The sequence below is a fragment of the Streptomyces sp. SID5464 genome (assembly GCF_009862985.1).
GTDB lineage: Bacteria > Actinomycetota > Actinomycetes > Streptomycetales > Streptomycetaceae > Streptomyces > Streptomyces chartreusis_D.
In genome coordinates this window covers 18,564-41,913 of sequence record NZ_WWIQ01000072.1, presented here as the reverse complement: position 1 = coordinate 41,913, position 23,350 = coordinate 18,564, and the positions used below count along the sequence as shown (strand labels likewise).

Here is a 23,350-nt window from a genome sequence, read left to right as displayed (position 1 = left end):
GGGTGAGCCCAACGGTCAGGGCCCCGGAGTACGGCGAAGACACGCCACCGGGCGGGCCGGGGATCGTCACGTCATCTGGCGCCGTACCAGCTCGTGCAGCCGGCCGCTCGTGTCGGCGAGCAGCTGGGCGGGCGGGCCCTGCTGGACGACCTTGCCGTCCTCCATCACCACGACCCGGTCGGCGTCCATCACGGTCGACAGCCGGTGGGCGATGACGATCCGGGTGGCGTTGAGGGCCTTGGTGCTCTCGATGACCGTGCGCTGGGTCTCGTTGTCGAGGGCGCTGGTCGCCTCGTCGAAGAAGAGGATGCGCGGTCGGCGGATCAGCGCCTGGGCGATCATCAGCCGTTGGCGCTGGCCGCCGGAGACGGCGCCGCTGCCCGAGACGATGGTGTGCAGGCCCATCGGCATCCGCTTGATGTCCTCGGCGAGACCGGCCATCTCGGCCGCCGCCATCGCCTCCTCCGGCGTGTACGGCTCGGTACCGCAGATGACGTCCAGGATCGAGCCGGTGAACGGCTGCGCGTGCTGGAGCACCACACCGCACTGGCGGCGCACCGCCGACTGGTCGAGCGCGGCCAGGTCCTGACCGTCGTAGAGGACGCTGCCCGACACCGGGCGGTCGAAGCCGATCAGCAGGCGCAGCAGCGTCGACTTGCCGCAGCCGCTGGGGCCGACGACCGCGACGAACTCGCCCGGCCGTACCTCGAACGACACGTCGTCCAGCACCAGCGGACCGTCGTCCGAGTAGCGGAAGGACAGCCGCCGCGCCTCGAGCGCCCCGGACAGCGGGCCCGGCCGCGTGCTCGCCGTGCGCACCTCGGGTGTCGCGTCCAGCACCGGCTTGATCTCCTCGAACAGCGGCAGCGCGGCCACGGCGGAGACGAACGAGCTCGTCAGCTGGGTCACCGAGGTCAGCACCATCGTCACCGAGGTGTTGAAGGTGAGGAACGCGGCCGCCGACATCGAGCCCCGGGCCGGACCCGCCAGCAGCATGAACATCAGCAGCGTGCACAGCGGCAGATACACCGCGCCCAGCACCGACGTGAGGTTCTTGATGCGGCCGACCTTCTGCTGGAGCTCACGGCTGCGCGCGAACTGGGACGCCCACGCGGCGTACGCGTAGTTCTCGGCGGCGGCCACCCGCAGCTTGGGCAGGCCGCGCAGCGTCTGGAAGGCCTGGTTGTTCAGCTTGTTGGAGAGCACGACCAGCCGCCGCTGCCACCGCACCTGCCACAGCCCGAGCCCCAGGAACACGGCCGCGATGACGACGAGCATGCCGATCGCCGCCATCGCCATCGGCACGCTGAACCACAGCAGCAGCCCCAGGTTCATCGCCCCGACCGTCACCGACTGGGCGACCGTCGGCCCGACTCCCGCCAGCAGCCTGCGGATCGAGCTGATGCCCATGGCCGCGCTGGCCAGTTCGCCGGTGGAGCGCTCGGTGAAGAACCTCGTGGGCAGCCTGAGCAGCCGGTCCCACACGGCCGGCTGGAGCGTGGCCTCGACCCGGCCTTCCAGCCGCAGGATGGTCAGGTTCTGCAACAGCATGAAGGCCGCCGACACCACGCTGGTGAGCATCACCGCCAGACACACCTGCACGATGAGGTCCGTCTGCGCCTTCGGCACGAACTCACCGAGCACCTTGCCGGTCGCGATGGGCACCAGTGCGCCGATCGCCACCGTGACCAGTCCGCTGAGCAGCAGTCCCGTCAGGTCGCCCCGGGTGCCCCGCATACAGAACCGCAGCAGCCTCAGGGGGCTCAGTCCCCGCTCGGGCAGCGGGCGGTAGAACATCACCGCGCGCGGCTCGAACTCGTCGGCGTTGGCCTTCTCGACCGGCGTCTCACGGCCGGTGGACGGATGGACCGCCACATATCCGCCACGCCGCCACAGCAGCGCCACCGGCGCACCGGACAGCGCCCGGTGACCGACCAGCGGCCCGACGTTGTCCCGCCACCAGCGGCCGTCCAGGCGCACGGCCCGGGTACGGACGCGGGAGGCCAGGGCCACCTGCTCGACCGGGTCGAGGCGGTCACCGCCCGTGCCCTTCTGGGTGGGCTCGGTGAGGCTGATCCCGGCCGCCTGCGCGACGAGCTTGCACGCCGCGTACGTGGCGTCGGCGTCGGCCGCGGTGGTCCGCTTGGACGACCGCTTGCCGATGGAGGCGAGCAGCGTCCGGTCGGCCTGGGCGCGCACCGCCTCACCGGCCTTGATGCCCTCGGCCGTGCGCGACTCGTGGGTGCGCTCCAGCTGTTCGATCCAGCGGTCCAGCGTGGTCAGCAGCCGGTACTGCTGGTCGACCATGGACTGCCACAGCGCCGGGTCCATCAGCAGGTCGGCCGCGGCCTCCGCGCCGTACAGCGAGCCGTACTGGACGCTGCCCGGCGGCACCTGCATCCAGAACACGTCGTCGTCCGTGGGGACGGCGGCCCGCTCGTTCGCCATCGGCGCCTGGAAGAGGATGGACTGGCTGCGGCCGACCCCCAGGGCGAGGGCGTATTCCAGCGGGCTCGTCGTCGGCGGCACGTACTGCGGGTTGCCGTACTCGTCGTACGACCAGGTCGCGGTGTTGGCGGGCTGGTACAGCTCGCGCAGGCCGATGCGGTGCACCACGCAGTCCCGCAGCGGGCGGGCCACCAGGGTGTGCTGCGGGCCCGGGACCGGGCCGAGCACCAGTGAGCCCGCCTCCAGCCGGCCGAGGTGGTGCCAGTGGCCCTGCTGGCCGGCGTCCACCGCGAACAGGTCGACGGCACCCGCCGCGACCAGCCACAGCACCTGCGGACCCTCCAGATCGAGGCGGTTGAACCCGGCGCAGTCGATGCGCGAGCCCATCTGCCCGAAGGCGTTGAGGACGAGGTCGCCCTCGTGTCCCTGAACGGCCGTCATCTCACCGCTCCCTGACCAGTGCCGCGTACGCTCCGCCGCGCGCCACCAGTTCCTCGTGCCGTCCCCGCTCCACGATCGTGCCGTGCTGGAGGACGACGATCTCGTCGCTGTCGCGGACGGTGCTGAGCCGGTGCGCGATCACCACACAGGCACAGCCGCGCCTGCGCAGGTTGTCCATCACGACCAGCTCGGTCTCCGCGTCCAGCGCGCTGGTCACCTCGTCGAGCACCAGGATGCTCGGCCGGCGCACCAGCGCCCGCGCGATCTCCAGGCGCTGGCGCTGCCCGCCGGAGAAGTTGCGCCCGTCCTGCTCGACCTTGCTGTGGATGCCGCCCGGACGCCGCGTGATCACGTCGTACAGGGCGGCGTCGCGCAGCGCGTCCTCCACCGCCTCGTCCGGGATCGACGGGTCCCACAGCGCCACGTTGTCGCGGACCGTGCCCTCGAAGAGGAACACGTCCTGGTCGACGAAGGAGACGGAGGCGGCCAGCGCCCCGCGCGGGATGTCCTCGATGCGCTGTCCGTCGATGCGGATCACGCCCTCCCACGGCGCGTACAGGCCGGAGATCAGCCGGGACACCGTGGACTTGCCGCTGCCGGACCCGCCGACCAGCGCGACCTGCCGCCCGGGGCCGACCGTCAGGTCGAAGCCGGTGAGCAGGGGCTTGTCGAGCGGGCTGTAGCCGAAGGTGATGTTCTCCAGCTCGACATGGCCCTGGAGGCGGCGCGTCGACTCGCCGGACTCGGGGCGGCCGTAGAGCGGATCGGCCTTGAAGTTCTCCACGTCCTTCAGCCGCGCCACGTCGGCCGCGAAGTCCTGGATGCGGCCCGCGACGCCGTTGAGCCGGGTCAGCGGGGCCGTGAAGCGGGTGACCAGGGCCTGGAAGGCGACCAGCAGACCGACCGAGATGTGGCCCTCGACCGCCCGCATGCCGCCGATCCAGAGGATCAGCGCGCTGTTGAGGGTGGCCAGCGTCGGCGCGACCACGCCCAGCCAGGCGCTCGGCACGCCGAGTCGTTGCTGCTCCTCCAGCGTGGTGGCGTGCTGCCCGGCCCACTTGCGGAAGTAGCCGTCCTCGCCGCCGGTCGCCTTCATCGTCTCGATCAGCTGAAGGCCGGTGTAGGCGGTGTTGGTGAGCCGGGCCGTGTCGGCGCGCAGCTTCGCCGTGCGCGTGGCGCGCAGCCGGATGACGACCCGCATGGCCACGATGTTCAGCAGCGCCACGCCGATGCCGACGAACGTCAGCTGCGGGTCGTAGGTGTACAGCAGCACCGCGTACAGGACGACGACGACCGCGTCCACGCCCGCCGCCGCGAGGTCGCGGGACAGGGTCTCGGCGACCGCGTCGTTGGACTGCAGCCGCTGCACCAGGTCGGCGGGGCTGCGCTGGGAGAAGAACGTCACCGGCAGCCGCAGCAGATGGCGCAGGAAGCGGGCGCTGGAGAGGGTCGAGGAGATGATGCGGCCGCGCAGCAGGTTGGCCTGCTGGAGCCAGGTGAGCACGACCGTGAGCAGCACGCACGCCGCCATCGACGCGAACAGCACGCCCAGCAGCGAGGTCTGGTTCCCGATCAGGAACTCGTCGATGTAGGTGCGGCTGAGCGCGGGCACCGCCGCGCCGACCGCCACCAGCAACAGGCTCGCCAGGACGGCGGCGGGCATCGTGCCCGCGGTCCCGCGCAGCCGGGCGGGCATCGCGCCCAGGACGCCCGGCTTGCGGCCGCCCCGGGCGAAGTCCTCGCCGGGTTCCATGACCAGCACGACACCGGTGAAGCTGCCGTCGAAGTCCTCCATGGGGACGAAGCGGCGGCCCTTGCCGGGGTCGTTGATGTAGACGCCACGGCGGCCGAACCGGCGGCCCATGCCGTCGTAGACGACGTAGTGGTTGAACTCCCAGAACAGGATGGCCGGCGACTTCACCTCGGCGAGGGCGGCCAGGTCCATCTGCATGCCCTTGGCCGTCAGGCCGTAACTGCGGGCCGCCTTGAGGAGATTGCTGGCGCGCGAGCCGTCGCGGGAGACGCCGCAGGCGATACGCAACTCCTCCAGCGGGACGTGCTTGCCGTAGTGGCCGAGCACCATCGCCAGGGAGGCGGCGCCGCACTCCACGGCCTCCATCTGGAGCACGGTGGGCGTGCGGACGGTCTTCGCCCCGGCCTTGGGCACCTTGCGCTTGGGCGGGGCGGCGCGGCGCCGGCCCCGGGTGTCCGGTGCGGTCGCGGTCACGGCAGCAGCCAGTCGACGGGACGCTGGTCGGCCAGCCGGATCGACCCCGAGGCCAGCGTCATGGAGGTCAGCTTGAACGGCGGCCCGTCCGCGGACGACCACTTGTACCCGCTCTTCGTGGCGGACGACTTGTCCAGCCGGACCGTCACGGCCACCGGCCTGCCCTTCTTCGTGAACTGCTCGCCCAGCTGGCTGTCCCCGAGGAACGCGGCGATCTGCTGCGGCGACTGGGCCGAGCGGTCCACCGACTTCACATGGCCGCGCAGCACGCCGTACTCCTGCGTCGGCACCGACTGCACGGTCAGGTCGACGGCGGCGTCGTCGGGGATCGAGGCGGCGTTCTCGGCGGGGACGTAGACCGTCGCGTACAGCGGGTCCTTGGTGTGGGCGACCTTCTCGACGGCGGCGACGTTCGCGCCGGTCTGGATGATCTGCCCGACGGTCGCGGCGAGCGCGGAGACACGGCCCGCGTCGAGCGTGCGGACGACGGCTTCGCCCTTGGGCGTACGGACCTTGAGAACGGGGGAGTCGGCCGGCAACGTCTCGCCCTGCTTCGCGAGCACCGCGGTGACCTGGCCCGCGACGGGGCTCTGGAGGAGATAACTGCCCTGCCCGTGCGTGAGGATGGCGGGTGCGCTGACGGTGGAGGTCACCGAGCCGGTCACCGCCCACACCGAGGCGGCCGCCATCGCGACGACCGTCACCGAGAGCACGAGCCAGCCCTGCGGGCGGGCGAAACGCACCGGAAGGTCGAGTTCCTCCGGTGACTGAAGCTTGGCGAGGGCCTGTTGGCGGAACTGCAAGGAACTTCCCTCACCCGTAGAAGAGGTTCTTACGGCCGCAGCAGAGGCTGTTACGGCACCCGAAGATCCCGGAACCGCCGGCTGCGGCTCCGGGAGTCAACGGCACTGGGGCTCGATCAGAGGCCGGAGACCAGGTTGGTGACCGGGGCCGTGTTCAGGCCGGTGACACCCTCGACGGTGCCGACAGCGGTGTTCACCAGGCCGGAGACCGGGGCGATGCTGTCGACCGTGTCGGTGACGGTGTTCACGGCGTTCACGGACAGGCCGCCGGAAACGGCGTCGAGCTCGGCGTCGGCGATCTCGACGGTCTCAACCTGGGGGGTGGAGTTCATGGTGGAACTTCCCTTCGTATGGATATCTCACAAGGGGGGAGCGGCCCCCTCTGGGGACAGATGACGGCCGCGACCGCGAGTGCCGGACTCTCGTTTCCGAGTGCCCTGTGCGGCCCCCGCGGTGCGATGGATCAAAGCACGCTGCGGGCGCGCGCTTCCAATCAACCAGCCGTCTCACCAGGCAACTTGCGCCCCCGCCGCACCGAAGCGTGCAGGTATGTGCACGCCTTGGTGGCGAGTTCTTCACATGCGGCACGGCATCGGCTCATCCGACCCCTTGTCCCGTGGAGCGGCGAATCCGGCACTCCCGCCCCAAAGGCGTGACCGACGCGGCGGGCGCGTGGTCAATCCTCGACTCGGTGACCGGGTTGAGCATTCGGTGTGCAGATTCGCTGAAGGTGGGATTCGACTCGACGATCACAACAGATCGTTTCCAGTCGGATACGGATCGTGTTGGTTCGGCGAGTCGTCATGAACCCTGTGGCTGACACGCCGTCATCCGGCCATGGGCGGCCGGGGGCCGACGCACGTCACCTGTTCCGGCGTGCCGCTGTGACCAGGACGGTCGCAGACCGTGCGGCCGGTGCTCGGTCGGCGGGAGTTGGCTGATTCCGCGATGCGAACGGATCACTTGCAAACGGAATTGAACGCCCCGGACGGCCCGTGCGTACCAACAGCCATCCAGGCGCCCCCCAAAGCTGCCGGACGGCGGCACCTACTCCGTCCCCCAGGAGGAGAGAAGTTTGAGTCACAAGCGAATTCCGAAGCGCAAGGCCGCGATAGCGGCGGGCAGCGTGGTGGCGCTCGGCGCGGCCGCGATCCTGCTCCCCAACGCCAACGCCTCGCAGGACGGTTCGTCCGACGACGCGGCGGCCGCGCCGAAGACCCTGAAGGCGGGCGACGCCTCGGATCTCGCCTCGCAGCTCTCCGGGCTACTCGGTGAAGCGTTCGGCGGCTCCTATTACGACAGCGACAGCCAGCAGCTCGTGGTCAACGTCGTACCGGGCGACAACAACAACGTGATCGTGCAGGCGAAGGCGGCGGGCGCGAAGGTCCGCGAGGTCGACAACAGCTGGTCGGAGCTCCAGAGCGGGGCGCAGACCCTGAAGTCGGACGCGACCATCGCGGGCACCTCGTGGTCGATCGACCCGGTCACCAACAAGCTCCTGGTGACGGCCGACAGCACCGTGACCGGTGCCAAGTGGGACAGACTGGAGTCCACCGTGCAGAGCCTCGGCTCCGGCATGGCGACCATCAAGAAGTCCGCGGGCACCTTCAAGCCGTTCGTCTCGGGCGGTGACGCCATCTTCGCGGGCGGCTCGCGCTGCTCCCTCGGCTTCAACGTCACCGCGGGCGACGGCTCGCCGGCCTTCCTGACGGCCGGTCACTGCACCCTCGGCGGCAACGAGTGGTCGGACACGCAGGGCGGCCAGCCGATCGCCACCGTCGACCAGTCGACCTTCCCCGGCGACGGCGACTTCGCGCTCGTGAAGTACGACGACCCGGCGACCGAGGCGCCCAGCGAGGTCAACACCGGAGACCAGACCGTCCAGATCACCGAGGCCGCGGAGGCGACCGTCGGCCAGGAGGTCTTCCGGATGGGCAGCACCACCGGGCTCAACGACGGCCAGGTCCTCGGCCTCGACGCCACGGTGAACTACCCGGAGGGCACGGTCACGGGCCTCATCCAGACCAACGTCTGTGCCGAGCCCGGCGACAGCGGCGGCTCGCTGTTCACCCAGGACGGTCTCGCGATCGGCCTGACCTCGGGCGGCAGCGGCGACTGCACGGTCGGCGGCGAGACGTTCTTCCAGCCGGTGACCACCGCCCTGGAGGCGGTCGGCGCGACCCTCGGCGCGGGCGGCGGCGCGGGTGAAGGGGCCGGTGCCGGCGAGGACGCCGGTGCGGGCCAGGACGCCGGTGCCGGTGCCGGTGAGGAAGCGGGCGCCGGTGAGGAGGCCGGAGCCGGCGGCGAGGCCGGCGCGGGTGCGGGCCAGGAAGCCGGTGCCGGTGAAGAGGCCGGCGCGGGTGCCGGTGCCGGTGAGCAGGCCGGCGGCGAGGAAGCGGGCGCCGGAGCAGGTGCGGGCGCCGGTCAGGACACGGGCCAGGGGGTCGAGGACGACTCCGGTCTGACCGAGTCCCGCTGACCCCAGGACGTCGGCAGCCGGTCCGACGCTGCCGGCCCGGTTCCGCCCCCTTCCTGGCGGGACCGGGCCGGCCCACCGGCGTTCCCAGCCACCGGCCGGCCCGAGCCGCGGTCGTGCGGTTCCGGTCGGCGGTGGACCGGGCCGGCCCTCCGGCGGGAGGGCCGGCCCGTCCGCGTGTCAGCGGGGCCCGACCGGGTGGGTCGCCCCGTACCGCCCCGTCGGGCCCCTATCCGACGGCGCGGAGCAGCAACAGGGCGATGTCGTCGAGCCGTTCCTCCCCGTCCCCGCGGTGGTGCTCCGGGCGGACGAGGCTGTCGGCCAGTTCGTCCAACGGCTGGTCCCCGGCGTCGGCCAGGCGACGGCCCAGGCCCGCGAGGGCCTCCTCGAAGTCGGTGCCGGGGGACTCGACCAGCCCGTCGGTGTAGAGAACGAGCAGCGAGCCGGGGGCGAGGGCGACCTCCGTCGTCGGGTACACCGCGGAGGCGTCGATGCCCAGCAGCGGGCCGCCGGCCAGGTCGAGCACGCGCACCCGCCCGTCCGGGCGTCTCAGCAGCGGAGGCGGATGACCCGCCCGGGACATCACGGCCCGGCCGTGCGCGGGGTCGAGCCGCAGGTACAGACAGCTGGCGAACAGGTCGGCCCCCAGGTCCAGCAGCAGCCGGTTGGTGCTGCGCATGACCTCCTCGGGCGCCTGGCCCACGGCCGTGTACGCGCGCACCGCGGTGCGGACCTGCCCCATCAGACCGGCCGCCGTGACGTTGTGGCCCTGCACGTCCCCGATCACCGCCGCCGCCATGCCCTGGGTGCGCACCAGGTCGTAGAAGTCGCCGCCGATGTCCATGCCCTGCGTGGCCGGCACATAGCGGGCGGCCGCCTCGATGCCGGGCAGCGACGGCAGGGAGTGCGGCAGCAGCGCCTCCTGGAGGCCGTGCGCGAGCCGGTGCTTGGCGTCGTACAGCAGCGCCCGCTCCAGCGCCTGGGCGATCAGCCCGGCCAGACTGGTCATCACCGCCCGTTCCTCCGTCGGGAAGGGGTGCGGCTCGGTGTAGGAGAGCACGCACGTCCCCACCGGCCGGCTCTGGGCGATCAGCGGCAGATACGCCCAGGCCGCGAACCCGTCGGGCGTCGCGCCCCGCGCCGGGTAGAGGCGCTCCAGCTGTTCCTGCGACTCGAAGAAGGCGGGCACGCCCGTCCGCAGCACCTGTGTGCCCGGGGTCGGTTCGGTCAGCGGCATCCCGTCGAACCGCTCCACCACGGCCGCGTCCCGGTATCCGCGATGCCCGAGCACCCGCAGCCGGTTGGCCCGCGAACCCAGCAGCACCAGGGCCTGGCTGCCCACCGCCGGGGCGATCTCGTCCGCGACCAGCTGCACCACGTCCTGCACCCCCACCGCCTCGGTGAGCGCACTGGCCAGGTTCAGCACCTGCGTGATGGTGACCAGCCGGGTCGGCGTCCCGTCGGGCGGCGGCGCGGTCCGGTTCATCTCCGCCACGGCGCGGGCCCTGGTGATCCGGACGCTGAGGCCCGTCGTGCTCGGATACAGCCGGAACGACAGCCACTCGCCGGGCGGGCGCAGTGCCACGAACGAGGCGGTGTGCTGGCTCATCAGCGCCGCCCGGTAACGGTCCTCGTACACCGGGTCGTTGAGCCACGGCACCGACGCCCACAGCTGCGTGCCGAGCAGCCGGCTGACCGGGACGTTCAGCAGCTCGGCCGCCGCCGCGTTGACGAAGCCGATCCGCCCGTGCAGATCCAGCGAGACCAGCCCGTACGGCAGCCGGCTCACCATCCGGGCCGCCTCGACCGTGCCGAGCGTGCCGGCCATCCCGCCCACCAGGGGGGAGGCGACCAGATCCGTCTCGGGGTGCGGCGGGATGCTGTGCTCGGCGGCCCGCTCCAGCCGGACCGCCAGCCGTCCGCAGGCCGCGGTCAGATGCTCGCGTTCCCGGTCGGAGAGCTCCTGGGGATGCCCGCCCGGCCAGGTCACGAACACCGCGCCGTACACGGTGGACTCGGTGGCCACCGGCACCGCGGCCAGGGCGAACGGATAGGGCAGCACCATGGCGATCCGCGGATAGCGGCGGGCCATCTCCTCCTCGCCGCCGACCCACACCAGCCGCCGCTCGCGCGCCGCGTCGGCGACGGGGATCGGCGCGCTCAGCCCCACCCGCTCCCAGGGCGCCGCGAACGCCCGGGGCAGCCCCGCCATCACCGCCATCTCCAGCACCGGCTGGTCCTGCGCCAGCAGGTAGACCGCGCCGGAGTGGGCGTGCACCTCGTCCATCATCGAGGCCAGCGCCAGGGACAGCAGGGGACGGCCGACCGGCGTCCTGGCGGCTGCCGGCGCCTGCGCGGACGACTGCCCGTCGGACACGCCGACCACCTCCTCGCACGGCCGCGCGACCGGACTCAGGAACAAATGTCCTCCCTGGCGGGCCGTCGCGCACGACGAGCGGCACGGGGGACGGTCCTGGTTACCGTCGGTCACAGGCGCGCGGCCCGTCTGACGGCGCCCGCATACCCCGACCGCCGTGGCCCATGCCGCCGAAGTCGAAGCGCGGCCGGGGGTACGGGCGCCGCACGTGCGCCCCCACGCACCCTGATGGCCGGTTCTTCGCGCCCACGCAGGGTCACGGTCGCGAACAATGGGGCACGCGCTCAACACGACGACGTGGCGTACGGCGAGCCGAGGGGGTGGCAGTGATCCGGGTGCTTCTGGTGCACGACGAGTGTCTGGTGCGATCGGTGCTGGCGGAGTGGCTGCGGGGCGAGCCCGATCTCGCGGTGTACGACACATCGTGGCGCGGCGCGCCCGGAGTGCTGCCGTCCGTGCGACCGGACGTGTGCGCCGCGGACCTGGAGTGCGCGAACTCCTACGGCATCCCTCCGCTGGGCGAACTGTGCCGCCCGGGCCCGGACCGGACGCGCCCGCGCTTGCTGGTGCTCGCCACTGCGAACAGACCCGGACTGCTGAAACGGGCGGTCGAGGCGGGGGCGCTCGGCTACGTCGACAAGGAGGGTTCGCCGCAGAACCTGCTGCGCGGGATCCGCCGGGTCGCCGAGGGGGAACGTTTCGTCAACGACTCACTGGGCTTCGGTTTCCTCAAGGCGGCCGAGATGCCGCTGACCCGAAGAGAGCTGAGCGTGTTATCCCTCGCGGCCGAGGGAGCCTCCATCGCGGAGATCGCCGGGAGCCTGCACCTGTCCCACGGGACCGTGCGGAACTACATGGCGGCCATCACCCGCAAGACCGGGGCCCGCAACCGCATCGACGCGATCCGCATCTCGCAGGGACAGGGCTGGCTCTGACCACCGGGCGGGCACGGGCGTCCAGCCCCCGACGAGGTCCCGGTACAGCGCCGAGGACCGCATCAGCTCCTCGTGACCGCCGCAGGCCGTGCTCCGGCCGTCCATGACGAGTACGCGTCCGGCGCGGCGGGCCGAGCTGATGCGGTGGGCGACGACCACCAGGGTCCCGCCCGGCCGCGCGGCGAAGGCCTGCTCGGCGCGCTCCTCCGTCTCGGCGTCCAGATGGCAGGTCGCCTCGTCGAGCAGGGCGAGCGGGGCGTACGACAGGTAGGCGCGGGCCAGCGCGACCAGCTGCCGTTCGCCGGCCGACAGGGCGGCCGGATCGACCCGGGCGCCGAGGCCGCCGAGCCGGTCGGCCAGCGGGGCGAGCCCGACCGCCTCGGCGGCGGCCCGCAGTTCCTCCTCGGGCACCGGGTCCGGACGCAGGTACACGAGGTTCTCGGCCAGGGTGCCGCCGAAGACGTAGGCCTCCTGCGGGATGAGCACCCGCCCGGCGGCCGCCTCCGGCCCGGGCACGGGATGTCCGCCCACAGTGATGGTGCCCCGGTCCGGCGTGAGGAGCCCGGCCACGAGCGCGGTGAGCGTGGACTTGCCGGCCCCACTGGGCCCGACGACGGCCAGGTGCGAGCCGGCCGGGAGAGTGAGGTCGAGCCCGTCGACGACGGGGGTACCGGCGGGGCCGTAGGAGAAGGTGACGCACGAGAGGGACAGGGCGGGGGGAGTGGGGGTCGGTGAGTGGCCGACGGGGTGGGTCCGGGCCGCTGCGGGGGGCGTGCGGGGTGTGCCGTTGTCGTCGGGGGCAGGGGGCGTGTGGGGTGTACGGGGTGTGCCGCTGTCGTCGGCGGCGCGCGAGGGGGGTGTGCCGCCGGCGGCCCGTACCGCTCCCGGGAGCGCGCCGCGGGGCCCGTCGGCGCAGAGGCCGGGAGCGGGGCGGGGGCCCGTGCGCCGCTCCGTCGTGTCCCCGGGCCGCCGGTCCGCCTTCGGCCGCGTTCCGCCGCCGCCCGTGCCCTCGGTCTCGGCGGGGTCCGCCGAGGTCAGCCTGCGCAGCACCACCGTCAGGCGGGAGCCGCTGGTGCCCAGGCCGTGGATCAGGTTGCGCAGGGCGGGCAGCAGGGACTGGGTGACGTAGGCGAGGGCGCCGACCAGGGCGCCCGGGGTGACGCCGTGGGCCAGGAGCCACGGGGCGGTGGCGAGCAGCAGCACGATCGGCAGCTGGCCGCCGAGCGCCAGGGACGCCACACGGGGCACGCCCCAGTGGGCCAGGGCACGCGCCGCCCGCAGTTCCGCCTCGACCCGTTCGCCGGTGCCGGCGGCGATGTGCGCCTCGGCGCCGGTCGCCGTGATGTCCCGCAGGCCCGGGCAGACGGTGCCCAGGTGTCCCGCGAGGGCCTCGTCGGCGACGAGGAACGCCTCCTGCCGCCGGGCGAGCGGCCGCAGTGTCGCCGCGAACAGCGCCACCCCTGCGGCCAGGGGCGGCCCGACGACGAGCAGGAGCGGCGGGGCGAGCGCGAAGAGCCCGGCCAGGGCACCGGCGGCGGTGAACACGAAGGAACGGGAGACCATGACCAGCCCGGCGAAGGTGTCCCGCGCGATCTCCACCTGCTGGGTGAGCCCGGACAGGGAGCCCGCGTCACCCGTCCGCACCCCTCGGGACACCACCCGCTCCACGAGCCGGTCCCGGAACGGTTCGACCAGCTGGGCGACGGCGGCGTACACGCGCGCGGTCCCGTACGCCCCGACCAGGACACCGAGCCCGGCCACCGCCAGCCAGGCCAGCCCGACACCCGGCCGCCCCCGCAGGAACCCCTCGTCCAGGGCGCGGGCGGGCCCGTACCCGATGAGGAAGGTCTGCCCGGTCTCCAGTACCGACCAGGCAGCGAGCCGCAGCAGGACCCGCCACCGGGCCAGCAGGAACCGCAGGCCCCGCGCGGGCAGTCCGCCCGCAACGGGCGGGGGCGTGCCACCGTCGGTGTGTACGGGGCCGTCCGTCATGCCTCTGCCTCGCTTCCGGCCCCGGCCTGCGCCGGTTCGGCCCCCTCCCCGAACACCGCCCGGTACTCCGCGAGCCGCCACAGCTCCTCGTGCCGCCCCACCGCCCGCACCCGCCCTCCGTCGAGCCAGGCCACCGCGTCGGCGCACGCGGCCGTGGCGCCGCGGTGGGCGACCAGGAGCCGCGTGGTGCCCGGGCCGTCGCCGAGCAGGGCGTCGGTGATGTGGCGTTCCGTCACCGTGTCCAGGCTGGAGAGGGCGTCGTCGAGGATCAGCAGCCGGCCGCCGTGCGCGAACGCCCGGGCGAGACCCAGCCGTTGGGACTCGCCGCCGGAGCGGGGGGCGTCGGCGACGGCCGTGTCGTATCCGTCGGGGAGGCGGCGGACGAAGTCGTCGGCGAGGGCGGCGCGGGCCGCCTCGCGGATGCGGTCGGGGGAGGGGGACGCCAGGCCGAGTCCGATCGCCTGCTCGACCGTGCCGCCGAGGAGGGCCGGGCGGGCGAAGGCGTATCCGACGGCGCACCGCAGGTCGTCGTGCGGCAGTTCGCGCAACGGCACCCCGTCGAGGAGCACCTCGCCCGCGTCCGGGTCGGCCAGCCGCCCGGCGAGCGCGGCCAGCAGCGACTTGCCCGCGCCCGACCGGCCCACCACGGCCAGGGTCGTGCCGCCCGGTACGACGAGGTCCACTCCGTCGAGCACGGTGCGTCCGCCGCGCCGGGCCGTCACGCCGCGCAGCTCCAGCCGCCCGGGCCCCTCGGGCAGTCGCCGTGCGCCGAACCCGGTGGCCGGCTCGGCGAGGATCTCGCCGAGGCGCCGGGCCGCCGCCCGGGCCCGGGCCAGGCCCGCGAGCCGGCCGACCAGGACGCCGACGCCCGTCGCGAGCACCGCGTACCGCGAGGCCGCGAGCACCTCGCCCACCGACAGCCGGTCCCGGGTCAGCAGCACACCGGCCACGGCGACGACCGCGAGCTGGAGCAGCGGGGCCACCGCGACGGCCTGTGCGGCGGCGCGCCCCTGCACCCGCCACATGCGGTGCCCGGCCTCGGACAGGCCGGGCAGCGGCCGCAGCACACGGGCCGTCTCCCGGCCCTCCGTACCCGCCGCCCGGACGGTACGGAAGCCCTCGACGGCCTCGGCCAGCGCGGCGGCGATCCGGCCCTGGGCCCGCTGGTAACGCGTAGCGCTCTCCGTGGTGTCCCGGGCCACCGCACGCAGCAGGAACGTCAGAACGGGCGCCCCGGCGAGGAAGACCGCCGCGAGCCGCCAGTCGATCAGGCCGAGCGCGACCACACCACCGACGGGACCGGCGAGGGCGGCGAGCAGCGCCGCACGGGCCGCCGGAGTGGTCCCCGCCTCGGCGGCGTTGCCCACCAGGCGCGCGACGAGGTCACCGGATCCGAAGCGGTCGGCGGCCCGCGGGCCGACGCCCAGCACGTGCCCGGTCAGCCGGCGGCGCAGCCACGCGGTGCTGCGGGCGTCGACGGTGCCGGTCAGGACGGTCTGGGCCGCGTCCAGCAGGGCGAGCAGCAGCACGAGGCCGGCGCAGTACAGCACCCAGCGGGTCGCCGGGTCCCGCGCCAGCAGCAGATCGAGCGCCCGGCCCAGCACGGTCGGCAGCAGCAGTCCGGCACCGGTCGCGGCCGTGCTCACCAGGCACAGCGCCGCACAGCGGGCCCCGCTGCACCGGGTGGCCGTACGCAGCAGCGTGCGGGCGTGTCCGGTCGCCGGGTCGTCGTCACCACGCGGGGTCATACGGGCCTTTCGCGGGACGGGACGGACCCCGGGCGGCCCCTCCCCGAAGGGAGAAGACCGCCCGGAGCCGTGACGCGGACGCCGGTCAGAGGCAGAGCAGGACGCTCGCCGCGCTGATGCACGAGAGCAGGCTGACCGTGCTGGCGCCGCCGCCGTCCGTCCGCTCCTCGGACTCGATCGTCTGGAGGTCGAGAAGTGCCATGGTGTGTCCTTCCGTTGAGTGTCCGTCCGTGGTCATCCGTGGGGACGGGGTGGTGTCACGACTCCGCCGGATCGCGGAGCCGCGTATAGGGGGGGCCGCCGGTGCGGCGGCGGGAGGAACGGCAGGTGGGTGTCGGTCGCCGGGTCGAGGGCCGCGCCGAGCGCCAGCAGGCACCCTGCCGTTCCGGTGGCGAGGTCCATGGACAGCCGCATCATCTGGTGGCCGGGGAAGGCGAGTTGGCCCTCGTAGGCCATCGCGAACCAGCCCAGTCCGGCGATCTGCCCGGCCAGCCGGTCCGCGGTCGCGCCCGGCGTGGTCGTGCGGCTGAGGTGCAGGATCATTCCGGCGCGGCCCTGGAACAACCCGGGCTGCGCGTAGAAGCGTGAGGTGGCCGCCGTGAGCACACCGGAGCGGGCCGGCCCGAACTCCCCGGCCAGGTGCGGGGCGTGGCCCACGAGGTCGTCGAGGACCATGCCGATTCCCGCGCTGCCGTCGCCGAGGTAGGGCAGGGTCCGCCAGCCCTCGTCGACCTCCAGCGCACCGCCCTCGCGGGTCGCACAGGACTCCAGGTCCCGGCGCAGCGCCACGGCCGCCGCCTCCAGCCATTCGGCCCGGCCGGTCCACTCGTACTGCCGCAGCATGAGCAGTGCGGGGCCGGTCGCGCCCCGCAGCAGTCCGGCGCGCGGCCGGGGCGTGGCGGGGAGCGGCTCGGCGAGCCGTCGCAGCAGGATCCGGGCGGCCTCGTCGGCCCGCTCGCGCAGCACCGCTTCCCCGGTGGTGTGCGCCAGGTGGCCCAGGACGAGGCCCAGTCCGGCCAGTCCGCCGTGCAGGTCGGAGGAGAGGTTCTGCCAGCGCTCCGCGAGGATGCCCTCGACCAGGTCCAGCGCCCGCTGCCGGTGCCCGAGCCGGTCCAGGACCAGGGCGACGCCCGCGAGACCGTCGTACAGGCCGAGCGGCGTGCCGACCGGGGCCGGCGCCGTCCGGGCCAGCAGCCAGCGCTCGCCCTCCTCGTACCGCTCGGCGCCGATCGCGTCCAGCGCGTACAGCACCCCGGCCGCGCCGTGGGCGATCCCCAGCCCGCCGCCGTCGGAGAACTGGGCGACATCGCCCGGGAAGAGCCGGTCGTCGCGCTCCGGGGTGGCCGAGGCGAGGATCGCCTTGACCATGGAGTCGCGGCTGTACGGCCAGTCGCCCGGGTCCACCGGAGAGGACGGAGCGGCCACCGTACGGCCGGACACCTCCCGCGTGATCTCCGTGACCGCCTCGTCGAGAAACTCCCGCGGCACGTCCGGGAACTCCTCCGCGATCACCTCGGCCAGATGTGCCGCCTTGCCGCGGTCGACCACGAACAGCGTGGTCACGGGCAGGAACAGGGCCAGCCGCAGACAGGCCAGCGCATAGCGGTCGACGTCGGCGCCCCGGCGGTCCGGCGGCGCGAAGAAGCCCGGGTGGGCGACGACCTGGCGGCCGTTCTCCCCGGCCGGGGCCGCGGCCTCGAAGTCGAGGAGGAAGACCGTCTCCTCGTCCGGCGCGACCATGATGTTGAAGACGTGCAGGTCGTTGAAGACGATGCCGCGCGCGTGCACCGCCGCCACGGCCTCCTCCACCTTGCGGTGGATGCGCAGCGCCCACGCCGTGTACGCGGCGACGGCCTCCGGCTCGGGATCCTGGGCGAGCAGCGGATGCCGCTCGGCGAAGAAGGAATTGAGCGGGCGGCCCTCGAGGAAGTCCATCACCAGGAATCGGTGGCCGCCGAGCTCGAACCAGTCGCGCACCTCCGGCACCACGCCCGTGCCCGCGACCTGCTCCAGCGCCCGCTTCTCCCGCTCCAGCCGGGCGATCGCGTCGGCGCCGTCCGAGGCGAGCCCAGCGTGCGGCCGGCCCTCCTTCAGCACGACCCTGCGCCCGTCGCGCGTGTCGGTGCCCGCGTACACACCGCCGCCGTTGGAGAAGTGCAGCGCCTTCTCGATGCGGTAGGGCAGGTCGCCCGTCGTCGTGTTGTTGCGCGCGTCCAGATGGGGCTTGAGGAACTCCGGCAGCGTCACCCAGTCCGGCACCTGGAAGGACGGCGTCCGCCGGTCCGGCACCAGCCGCCCCGCACCGTCCCGCACGGCCGGCACCAGCGCGCCCCGCTCGTCCACGACGAAGGAGCGCGCGAAGGCGCCGTACCGGACGTACAGCGGACCCTCGCCCCACCGCAGGTCGGTCAGGATGTACGGCCCCTCGAACCCCTCCAGCAGCGCCCCCAGCTCGCGCAGCACCTCGTGCAGCTGCTCCTCGCCGGCCGGATAGACGGTGACGAACTTGCCGCTGCCGTCGCGCGGCGCGTACTTGGTGTTGCGCAGGTGCAGCAGGTGCGGGCCCGGCACGAACTTGAAGGGGATCCGCCGCTCGACGCAGTAGTCCCACACGATCCCGGCGATCCGCTCCGCGTTCGCCCGGGTCGCCGAGGCGTGGATCTTCCAGCCCTGCGCCGGGCCCTGCGCCGGCTCGCCGTCCGGACCGAGCGGCGTCATCGTCAGCCAGTCGCCGATCCGTGCCGCCTCCCAGCCCTCGGGCACCGGCCGGCGGGCCGTCTCGTAGAGGTGGGCCGCCGTCCCCTGCGCGGCATCCTGCCCGCTGTGCGCCAGCCGGTCCGGCGTCTCGTAGAAGTGCCGGTCGGCGAGCGCGTACACCTCGTACCGCTTGTCCATGCGTCCCCCTCCGTGACGGGCACCGAGCCTTCCAGCCACGCCACGGGCCCGGACAGTCACGCCTGTCACGAGAACACCGTGCGGAACGCATGGGTAAAGACATGTTCGGTGGCTTTCGAGCGCCCGTTCCGGCTCGGCTCCACGGAACGCTCACAGGGGCTGCGCAGGTGTCTCATAAGCGCTGTAATGGCCAACGTGGTCAGTGAGGGCGCCGAAGAGCGCGGAACGCGAACGCTGCGTGCCGAAGGTGCCCTCAAAGCGATCGCGGTCGATCAGGAGTCACCCGAACGGGTGCACCGTGCTCTCGAACAGGCACTCGTCTTCGCCGGTGCCGCGTTCGTCGCCGTGTACACGCCCAGTCAGGACGGCGAACTGCTCTCCCTCGTCGAGTCGGCCGGCGCACCCAGGACGCTGTACGGGCTGCGCGACAGTTACCCGCGCGCCGGGCGCTCCCCGGCCGCCGAGGCCCACCGCGGCGGACGGCCGGTGTCGCTGAGCCCGGCGGAACTCGCCGAGCACGCCCAGGCGCGGCGTGTGCCGTCCCGGGACTTCCATCTGGTGGCCCTGCCCGTGCACGGCAACGGCGGCGGCTGCCTGCTGGCCGTGAGCGAGCGCCCCGCCGGGTTCGACACCGACGACCGCAAGTGCCTGGAACTCGTCTCCGAGGCGGTCGCCTTCACCGCCCCGGCCGCTCCGGCCGAGGGCGGTGAGCTGCCGCCGGGCGCCTTCAGCCTCGCCATGGACACCGGCCGCGTCCGGGTCGGCGACGATCTGCTGGACCTCTTCGGCCTGGACCCCGTGGAGTTCGACGGCCGCGTCGAGACCCTGCTCGGCCTGACCGTGCCCGAGGACCTGCCCTCGCTGATGTCCGTCGTGGAGGCGGACCACATGTCCATCGGCGACCGGGAGCTGGAGTTCCGCGTGCTCCAGCCCACCGGGCCGCCGAAGTGGCTCCGGCTGACCGGGCGTCTCCTGCCCGGTGGCGAGGGCCACCCGGCGCGGCTCGTGGGAACCGTCGCCGACGCCTCCACGCTGCGCTCCGACGTCACCGACGTGGCCCGCGTCCAGCGCCTGGCCACCGCGCTGGCCACCGCCGTCACCGTCCGCGACGTCGGAAACGCCGTGGTCGCCGCCCTGCGCAGGCCGCTCAGGGCCGACCGGATCGCCCTCGCCGAGCTGGAGAGCGACCGGCTCGTCGTCACCGTCCTCGACCCGCCCGAACCCGAGGCCTGGCCCGAGCTGTGGCGCAGGGAGTGGCGCAGCGAGTGGCCCGACGCGCCCGTGCGCGCCATGCCCACCCTCTCCGCTGCCCTGCGCGAGGGCCGGGCCCGGATCTGGCCCGCCGGCAGTACCCTGGAACGCGCCCTGGCCGAGGTCGGCCCCGGCGGCCTCGCCGTCCTGCCGCTGCCCGCCGGGAACCGCATGGCGGGGGCCTGCCTGATCGGCTGGGACGCCCCGCACGACTTCGGCACCGACGAACGCGCCCTGCTCACCGCCTGCGCCGGCCTGGCCGGACAGGCGCTGGTGCGGGCCCGGGCCTTCGACGCCGAACACGAACTCGTCGGCATGCTCCAGCGCCAGCTGCTGCCGCGCCGCCTGCCCCGGCTGCCCGGCGCGGTGGCCGTCGCCCGCTACCTGCCCAGCACGGCAGGGCTCGAACTCGGCGGCGACTGGTACGACGTCATCCCGCTGCCCGACCACCACGTCGCCCTGGTCATCGGCGACGTCCAGGGGCACAGCGCGGGCGCCGCCACCCTCATGGGCCAGATGCGCACCGCCCTGCGCGCCTACGCCGTCGAGGGGCACCCGCCCGACGTGGTGGTGGGGCACGCCAACCGGCTGCTCATGGACATGGAGAGCGACCTCTTCGCCACCTGCGCCTACGTCGACGTCGACCTGGAGGAGGGCTCCGCCTGGTGCGTGCGCGCCGGGCACCTGCCGCCGGTGCTGCGGTACCCGGACGGCCGGACCGAGATCGCGGAGGCCGAGGGCGGCCCGCCCCTCGGGGTGATCACCCAGGCCGACTTCCCCATGAGCCCGCTGCGCCTCCCGCCCGGCACCGTGATCGCCCTGGCCACGGACGGCCTCGTCGAGACGCCCGGCACCGACATCGACGAGGGCATGGACCGCCTCGCCGGCCGGCTGGCCGGAGCCGCCCCCGCCGACCTGGGGTTCGTCGCCGACGCCCTCCTCGGCAACGCCCCGCGCAGTGACGACGTCGCCCTGCTCCTCATGCGCTACGACGGCATGGACCTGCGCCCGCTGCGGGAGAGCTGGACGGTGTGGCGCGTCCCGCAGGCCGTCGGGCACGCCCGCCGCTTCGCCCGGCGCACCCTGCGCACCTGGGGCGTCACCGAGGACATCGACGCCGTCCTCCTCGTCGTCTCCGAACTCGTCACCAACGCCCTCGTCCACACCGACGGCCGGGTCCGCATGGACCTCACGCTCATCAACAACCGCCTGCGCGTCGCCATCGCCGACGCCTCCCCGCGCAGCCCGGTCCGGCCGACCAGCATCGGCTGGGAGGCCACGGGCGGCCGGGGCATCCTCCTCGTCGAGGCCCTGTCGGCGACGTGGGGGACTCTGCCGGTCAGCGGCGGCAAGCAGGTGTGGGCGGAGGTCGCACTCGGGCGATGAGCCGTCAGAAGCAGGGGCTACCCGGCCGGCGTTGCGGAAGCGGGCCGCAGCCGCCCGCTGTGCCGTTGGAAGGACAGGGCCTGACCCAGGATCAGCAACAGGTTGGCGCCCGCGAGGGCGAGCCACAGACCCGTCAGCCCTCCGACGTCAGCGGTGGGGACGGAGACCAGCGAGAGCACGCCGTAGCACACCGCGAACGTCACCAGACTCGGCATCGTGCGCCGGATGCTGATGAGCCCGAAACCGCACACCGCCTGCACCGCGTCGGCCATGACGACGACGAGCAGGATCGCCAGCATGCCCGCCACCCGTTCCTGCAACCGCTGGTCGTCGGTGAAGACGGGGATGATCAGGTCGTGGAGCACGGCGATCACGGCCCCCAGGGTGCCGATCGCCACCACGGCCACCTGTAGTCCCGCCATGACTCCACGCCGGACCCCCTGGACGTCGCCGTCGCGCACATGGCCGGCGACCGTGGGGACCGTCGCCTGTCCTATCGCCACGGCGGCGGTGAAGACGAGGTTGGCGAGGGAGATGCAGATGCTGTGCACCGCCGCCGTCTCCGCGCCGAGCCGCGCGGCGGCGAACCCCAGAACTCCCAGTACGGCGAACTTGATCAGCACCGTCCCGGCGAGGGGAACACCCACCTTGGCGAGCGCCAGCATCTCCCGGGGCACCGGCCTGCCCGGGTTCAGCGAGTGGCCCGCCAGCACCGTCGAGCGGTGCAGCGACAACTGGGCGACCCCCGCGGTGATGATGTTGGAGGCGAGGATGGCCACCCCCGCTCCGACGAGCCCGAGCGAGGGAAGCGGACCGGCACCCGGTACGAGCAGCAGCGACAGCAGCACCGCCGTGCCCGTGCCCCACAGCCCCGCCCGCATCACGAGCTTCCCGCGTCCGAGACCCACGAGAACCGAGGTGGCGGACGAGGCGAGCGCGGTGCACACCAGGCTGCACGCCAGGAGCGCCGGGAACCAGCCCAGCTCGTCGAGCACCTCGCGGGGCACTCCTGTCCACGCGCCCAGCAACGGAACACCGAGCACCGCGACGGCCGCGACGGCGCCCACCACCATCGCGAGCCACGTTCCGTTCCTCACGGTCGGCAACAGCGCGTCCGGGTCGTCGTCATGGGCGGCGACGAACGGCATGACACCACGCATCACGCCGTTCACCGCCGCGGTGGACGGCGTGAACACGGCCATGGCGACGGTGAAGGCGGCGAGCGACGACGTGGTGTGCTGCCCGAGCACCGCCGTGTCCACGAGCGCTCCCGCGGACGAGGCGATCATCGTCAGGTAGAGGGGGAGAGCCGCGCCCGCGATGCGTCTGACGACGCTTTCCCGTTGCTGAGCTGTCTGCTTCGCTGGTGTCGTTTTCCTGGACATCCTCTGGGCGCCCTTCATTTGGAAGAGATTCGCGGAAACCATCTCGCGTGCGTCGACAGTGTGCCGCCGCGGGACAGGCCGCCGGCCCGGGTGATCAGGTGTTCCCGTGGGGTACCCGGAGCGGGCAGGACGGAGAACCCGCAACGAGCCGAAGGAAGAGGAACGTCATGGCTCAGCATGTCCGCGACATCATGACCAGCGATCCGGCCACGGTCGAGCCGCAGACCTCCGTCGCAGAGGTGGCCCGCATCATGCGCGACGAGGACCTCGGCGTCGTCCTGGTGACGGACGGCGACAATCTGCGCGGTGTGGTCACCGACCGTGACCTGGTGGTCCGGTCGATCAGCCGGGGCGGCGACCCGGAGCGGACCAGCGTGGCCGACGCGTGCAGTGACGACCTGGTCACCGTCAGCCCCGACGAGGACCTCGGTCACGCGGTGGAGCTCATGCGTGAGCACTCCGTGCGCCGTATCCCGGTCGTCGACCACGGCCACCCCGTGGGCATCGTCTCCCTGGGCGACATGGCCATGGAGCGCGACCCGGACTCGGCGCTGGGCGACATCAGCGCCGCGCGTCCCAACACCTGACGACAGCACCCGAGCGGACGGTCCCGCGCACGCACGGTGCGCGGGACCGTCGTACGGTGCGCACAACAGTCCCGAGGCGCGCGGGACTTCAGAGACCGGCCGAGACGTCACGACCCGGGTTTGTTCGGTTTGTTCATGGGGACTCGAACAGCAGCGGATGCAGAAGGAAGATGATGAGTCGTGACGACCATGGAGACCAGTGACAAGCCCCTCGTCCGTCGGCCCGAGACCGGCTGGTTGAAGGCACGCCGCCTGCGCGGAAAGGCCGCGCTGCGGACCTGCCTCCCCGCCGTGGAGGACCGGGCCACCACCCGGACCGCGCGCTCCGAGCCGGACTGGAACATCGTCAGGGGCGAGGACTGACCGCTCCCCAGGAGGCCGCGCGGTGACGATGCGCGT

At 73.3% G+C, this 23,350-nt stretch carries 14 protein-coding genes and 1 pseudogene; 5 read left to right on the top strand and 10 right to left on the bottom strand.

Annotated elements, in window-relative coordinates; genetic code table 11:
- Window positions 1-66: 66 nt before the first annotated feature.
- The 4 genes from GTY47_RS33970 to GTY47_RS33955 all read right to left on the bottom strand — a co-directional run bounded on the left by GTY47_RS33970 (window position 67) and on the right by GTY47_RS33955 (window position 6,251).
- Window positions 67-2,889: an NHLP bacteriocin export ABC transporter permease/ATPase subunit gene (locus tag GTY47_RS33970; protein WP_010040522.1), complete on the bottom strand. Its 2,823-nt coding sequence runs from the start codon at window positions 2,887-2,889 to the stop codon at window positions 67-69.
- A 1-nt stretch (window position 2,890) separates the two neighbouring features.
- A complete protein-coding gene (locus GTY47_RS33965; protein ID WP_010040519.1) occupies window positions 2,891-5,116 on the bottom strand; it encodes an NHLP family bacteriocin export ABC transporter peptidase/permease/ATPase subunit in 2,226 nt (741 codons plus the stop codon).
- Window positions 5,113-5,919, bottom strand: a complete 807-nt coding sequence (locus GTY47_RS33960) for an HlyD family efflux transporter periplasmic adaptor subunit (RefSeq protein WP_010040517.1) — start codon at window positions 5,917-5,919, stop codon at window positions 5,113-5,115. Before GTY47_RS33960 ends, GTY47_RS33965 begins: the two co-directional genes overlap by 4 nt.
- A gap of 116 nt (window positions 5,920-6,035) precedes the next feature.
- Window positions 6,036-6,251: a hypothetical protein gene (locus tag GTY47_RS33955; protein WP_010040515.1), complete on the bottom strand. Its 216-nt coding sequence runs from the start codon at window positions 6,249-6,251 to the stop codon at window positions 6,036-6,038.
- 743 nt (window positions 6,252-6,994) lie between these two features.
- On the opposite strand from GTY47_RS33955, the gene GTY47_RS33950 reads away from it, so the two are divergent.
- Complete coding sequence (locus tag GTY47_RS33950) at window positions 6,995-8,398, top strand: S1 family peptidase (RefSeq protein WP_029181216.1); 1,404 nt, start codon at window positions 6,995-6,997, stop codon at window positions 8,396-8,398.
- A gap of 226 nt (window positions 8,399-8,624) precedes the next feature.
- Here the strand turns inward: GTY47_RS33950 and GTY47_RS33945 are convergent, their stop codons facing one another.
- On the bottom strand, window positions 8,625-10,772 hold the full coding sequence (locus GTY47_RS33945; RefSeq protein WP_029181215.1) for a SpoIIE family protein phosphatase: 2,148 nt from the start codon (window positions 10,770-10,772) through the stop codon (window positions 8,625-8,627).
- A 164-nt stretch (window positions 10,773-10,936) separates the two neighbouring features.
- On the opposite strand from GTY47_RS33945, the pseudogene GTY47_RS33940 reads away from it, so the two are divergent.
- Window positions 10,937-11,623, top strand: a pseudogene (locus GTY47_RS33940) (response regulator transcription factor); the annotation flags it as partial.
- Here GTY47_RS33940 and GTY47_RS33935 read toward each other — a convergent pair.
- The 4 genes from GTY47_RS33935 to lanKC all read right to left on the bottom strand — a co-directional run bounded on the left by GTY47_RS33935 (window position 11,546) and on the right by lanKC (window position 18,342).
- On the bottom strand, window positions 11,546-13,699 hold the full coding sequence (locus GTY47_RS33935) for an ATP-binding cassette domain-containing protein (RefSeq protein ID WP_010040507.1): 2,154 nt from the start codon (window positions 13,697-13,699) through the stop codon (window positions 11,546-11,548). The pseudogene GTY47_RS33940 and the gene GTY47_RS33935 sit on opposite strands and share 78 nt — an antisense overlap.
- Window positions 13,696-15,447, bottom strand: a complete 1,752-nt coding sequence (locus GTY47_RS33930) for an ABC transporter ATP-binding protein (RefSeq protein ID WP_010040505.1) — start codon at window positions 15,445-15,447, stop codon at window positions 13,696-13,698. The genes GTY47_RS33935 and GTY47_RS33930 overlap by 4 nt, the downstream gene beginning before the upstream one ends.
- A gap of 85 nt (window positions 15,448-15,532) precedes the next feature.
- Complete coding sequence (locus GTY47_RS33925) at window positions 15,533-15,649, bottom strand: SapB/AmfS family lanthipeptide (RefSeq protein ID WP_010040504.1); 117 nt, start codon at window positions 15,647-15,649, stop codon at window positions 15,533-15,535.
- Window positions 15,650-15,681: 32 nt separating this feature from the next.
- Window positions 15,682-18,342: a class III lanthionine synthetase LanKC gene (gene lanKC, locus GTY47_RS33920; protein ID WP_010040503.1), complete on the bottom strand. Its 2,661-nt coding sequence runs from the start codon at window positions 18,340-18,342 to the stop codon at window positions 15,682-15,684.
- Between the two features lie 186 nt (window positions 18,343-18,528).
- Here lanKC and GTY47_RS33915 point away from each other — a divergent pair, with 186 nt between their 5' ends.
- Window positions 18,529-20,979 carry a SpoIIE family protein phosphatase gene (locus GTY47_RS33915; RefSeq protein ID WP_010040502.1) on the top strand — a complete coding sequence of 817 codons (2,451 nt, stop codon included), beginning with the start codon at window positions 18,529-18,531 and terminating at the stop codon, window positions 20,977-20,979.
- Between the two features lie 17 nt (window positions 20,980-20,996).
- Here the strand turns inward: GTY47_RS33915 and GTY47_RS33910 are convergent, their stop codons facing one another.
- The gene (locus GTY47_RS33910) at window positions 20,997-22,364 is read right to left on the bottom strand and encodes an MATE family efflux transporter (RefSeq protein ID WP_102514930.1); all 1,368 of its coding nucleotides are present in this window, start codon (window positions 22,362-22,364) and stop codon (window positions 20,997-20,999) included.
- Between the two features lie 167 nt (window positions 22,365-22,531).
- On the opposite strand from GTY47_RS33910, the gene GTY47_RS33905 reads away from it, so the two are divergent.
- The gene (locus GTY47_RS33905) at window positions 22,532-22,951 is read left to right on the top strand and encodes a CBS domain-containing protein (protein WP_010040498.1); all 420 of its coding nucleotides are present in this window, start codon (window positions 22,532-22,534) and stop codon (window positions 22,949-22,951) included.
- Between the two features lie 180 nt (window positions 22,952-23,131).
- Entirely contained in the window at window positions 23,132-23,314 is a 183-nt protein-coding gene (locus GTY47_RS40510; RefSeq protein ID WP_010040496.1) for a hypothetical protein, read from the top strand.
- The last annotated feature ends 36 nt before the right edge of the window (window positions 23,315-23,350 follow it).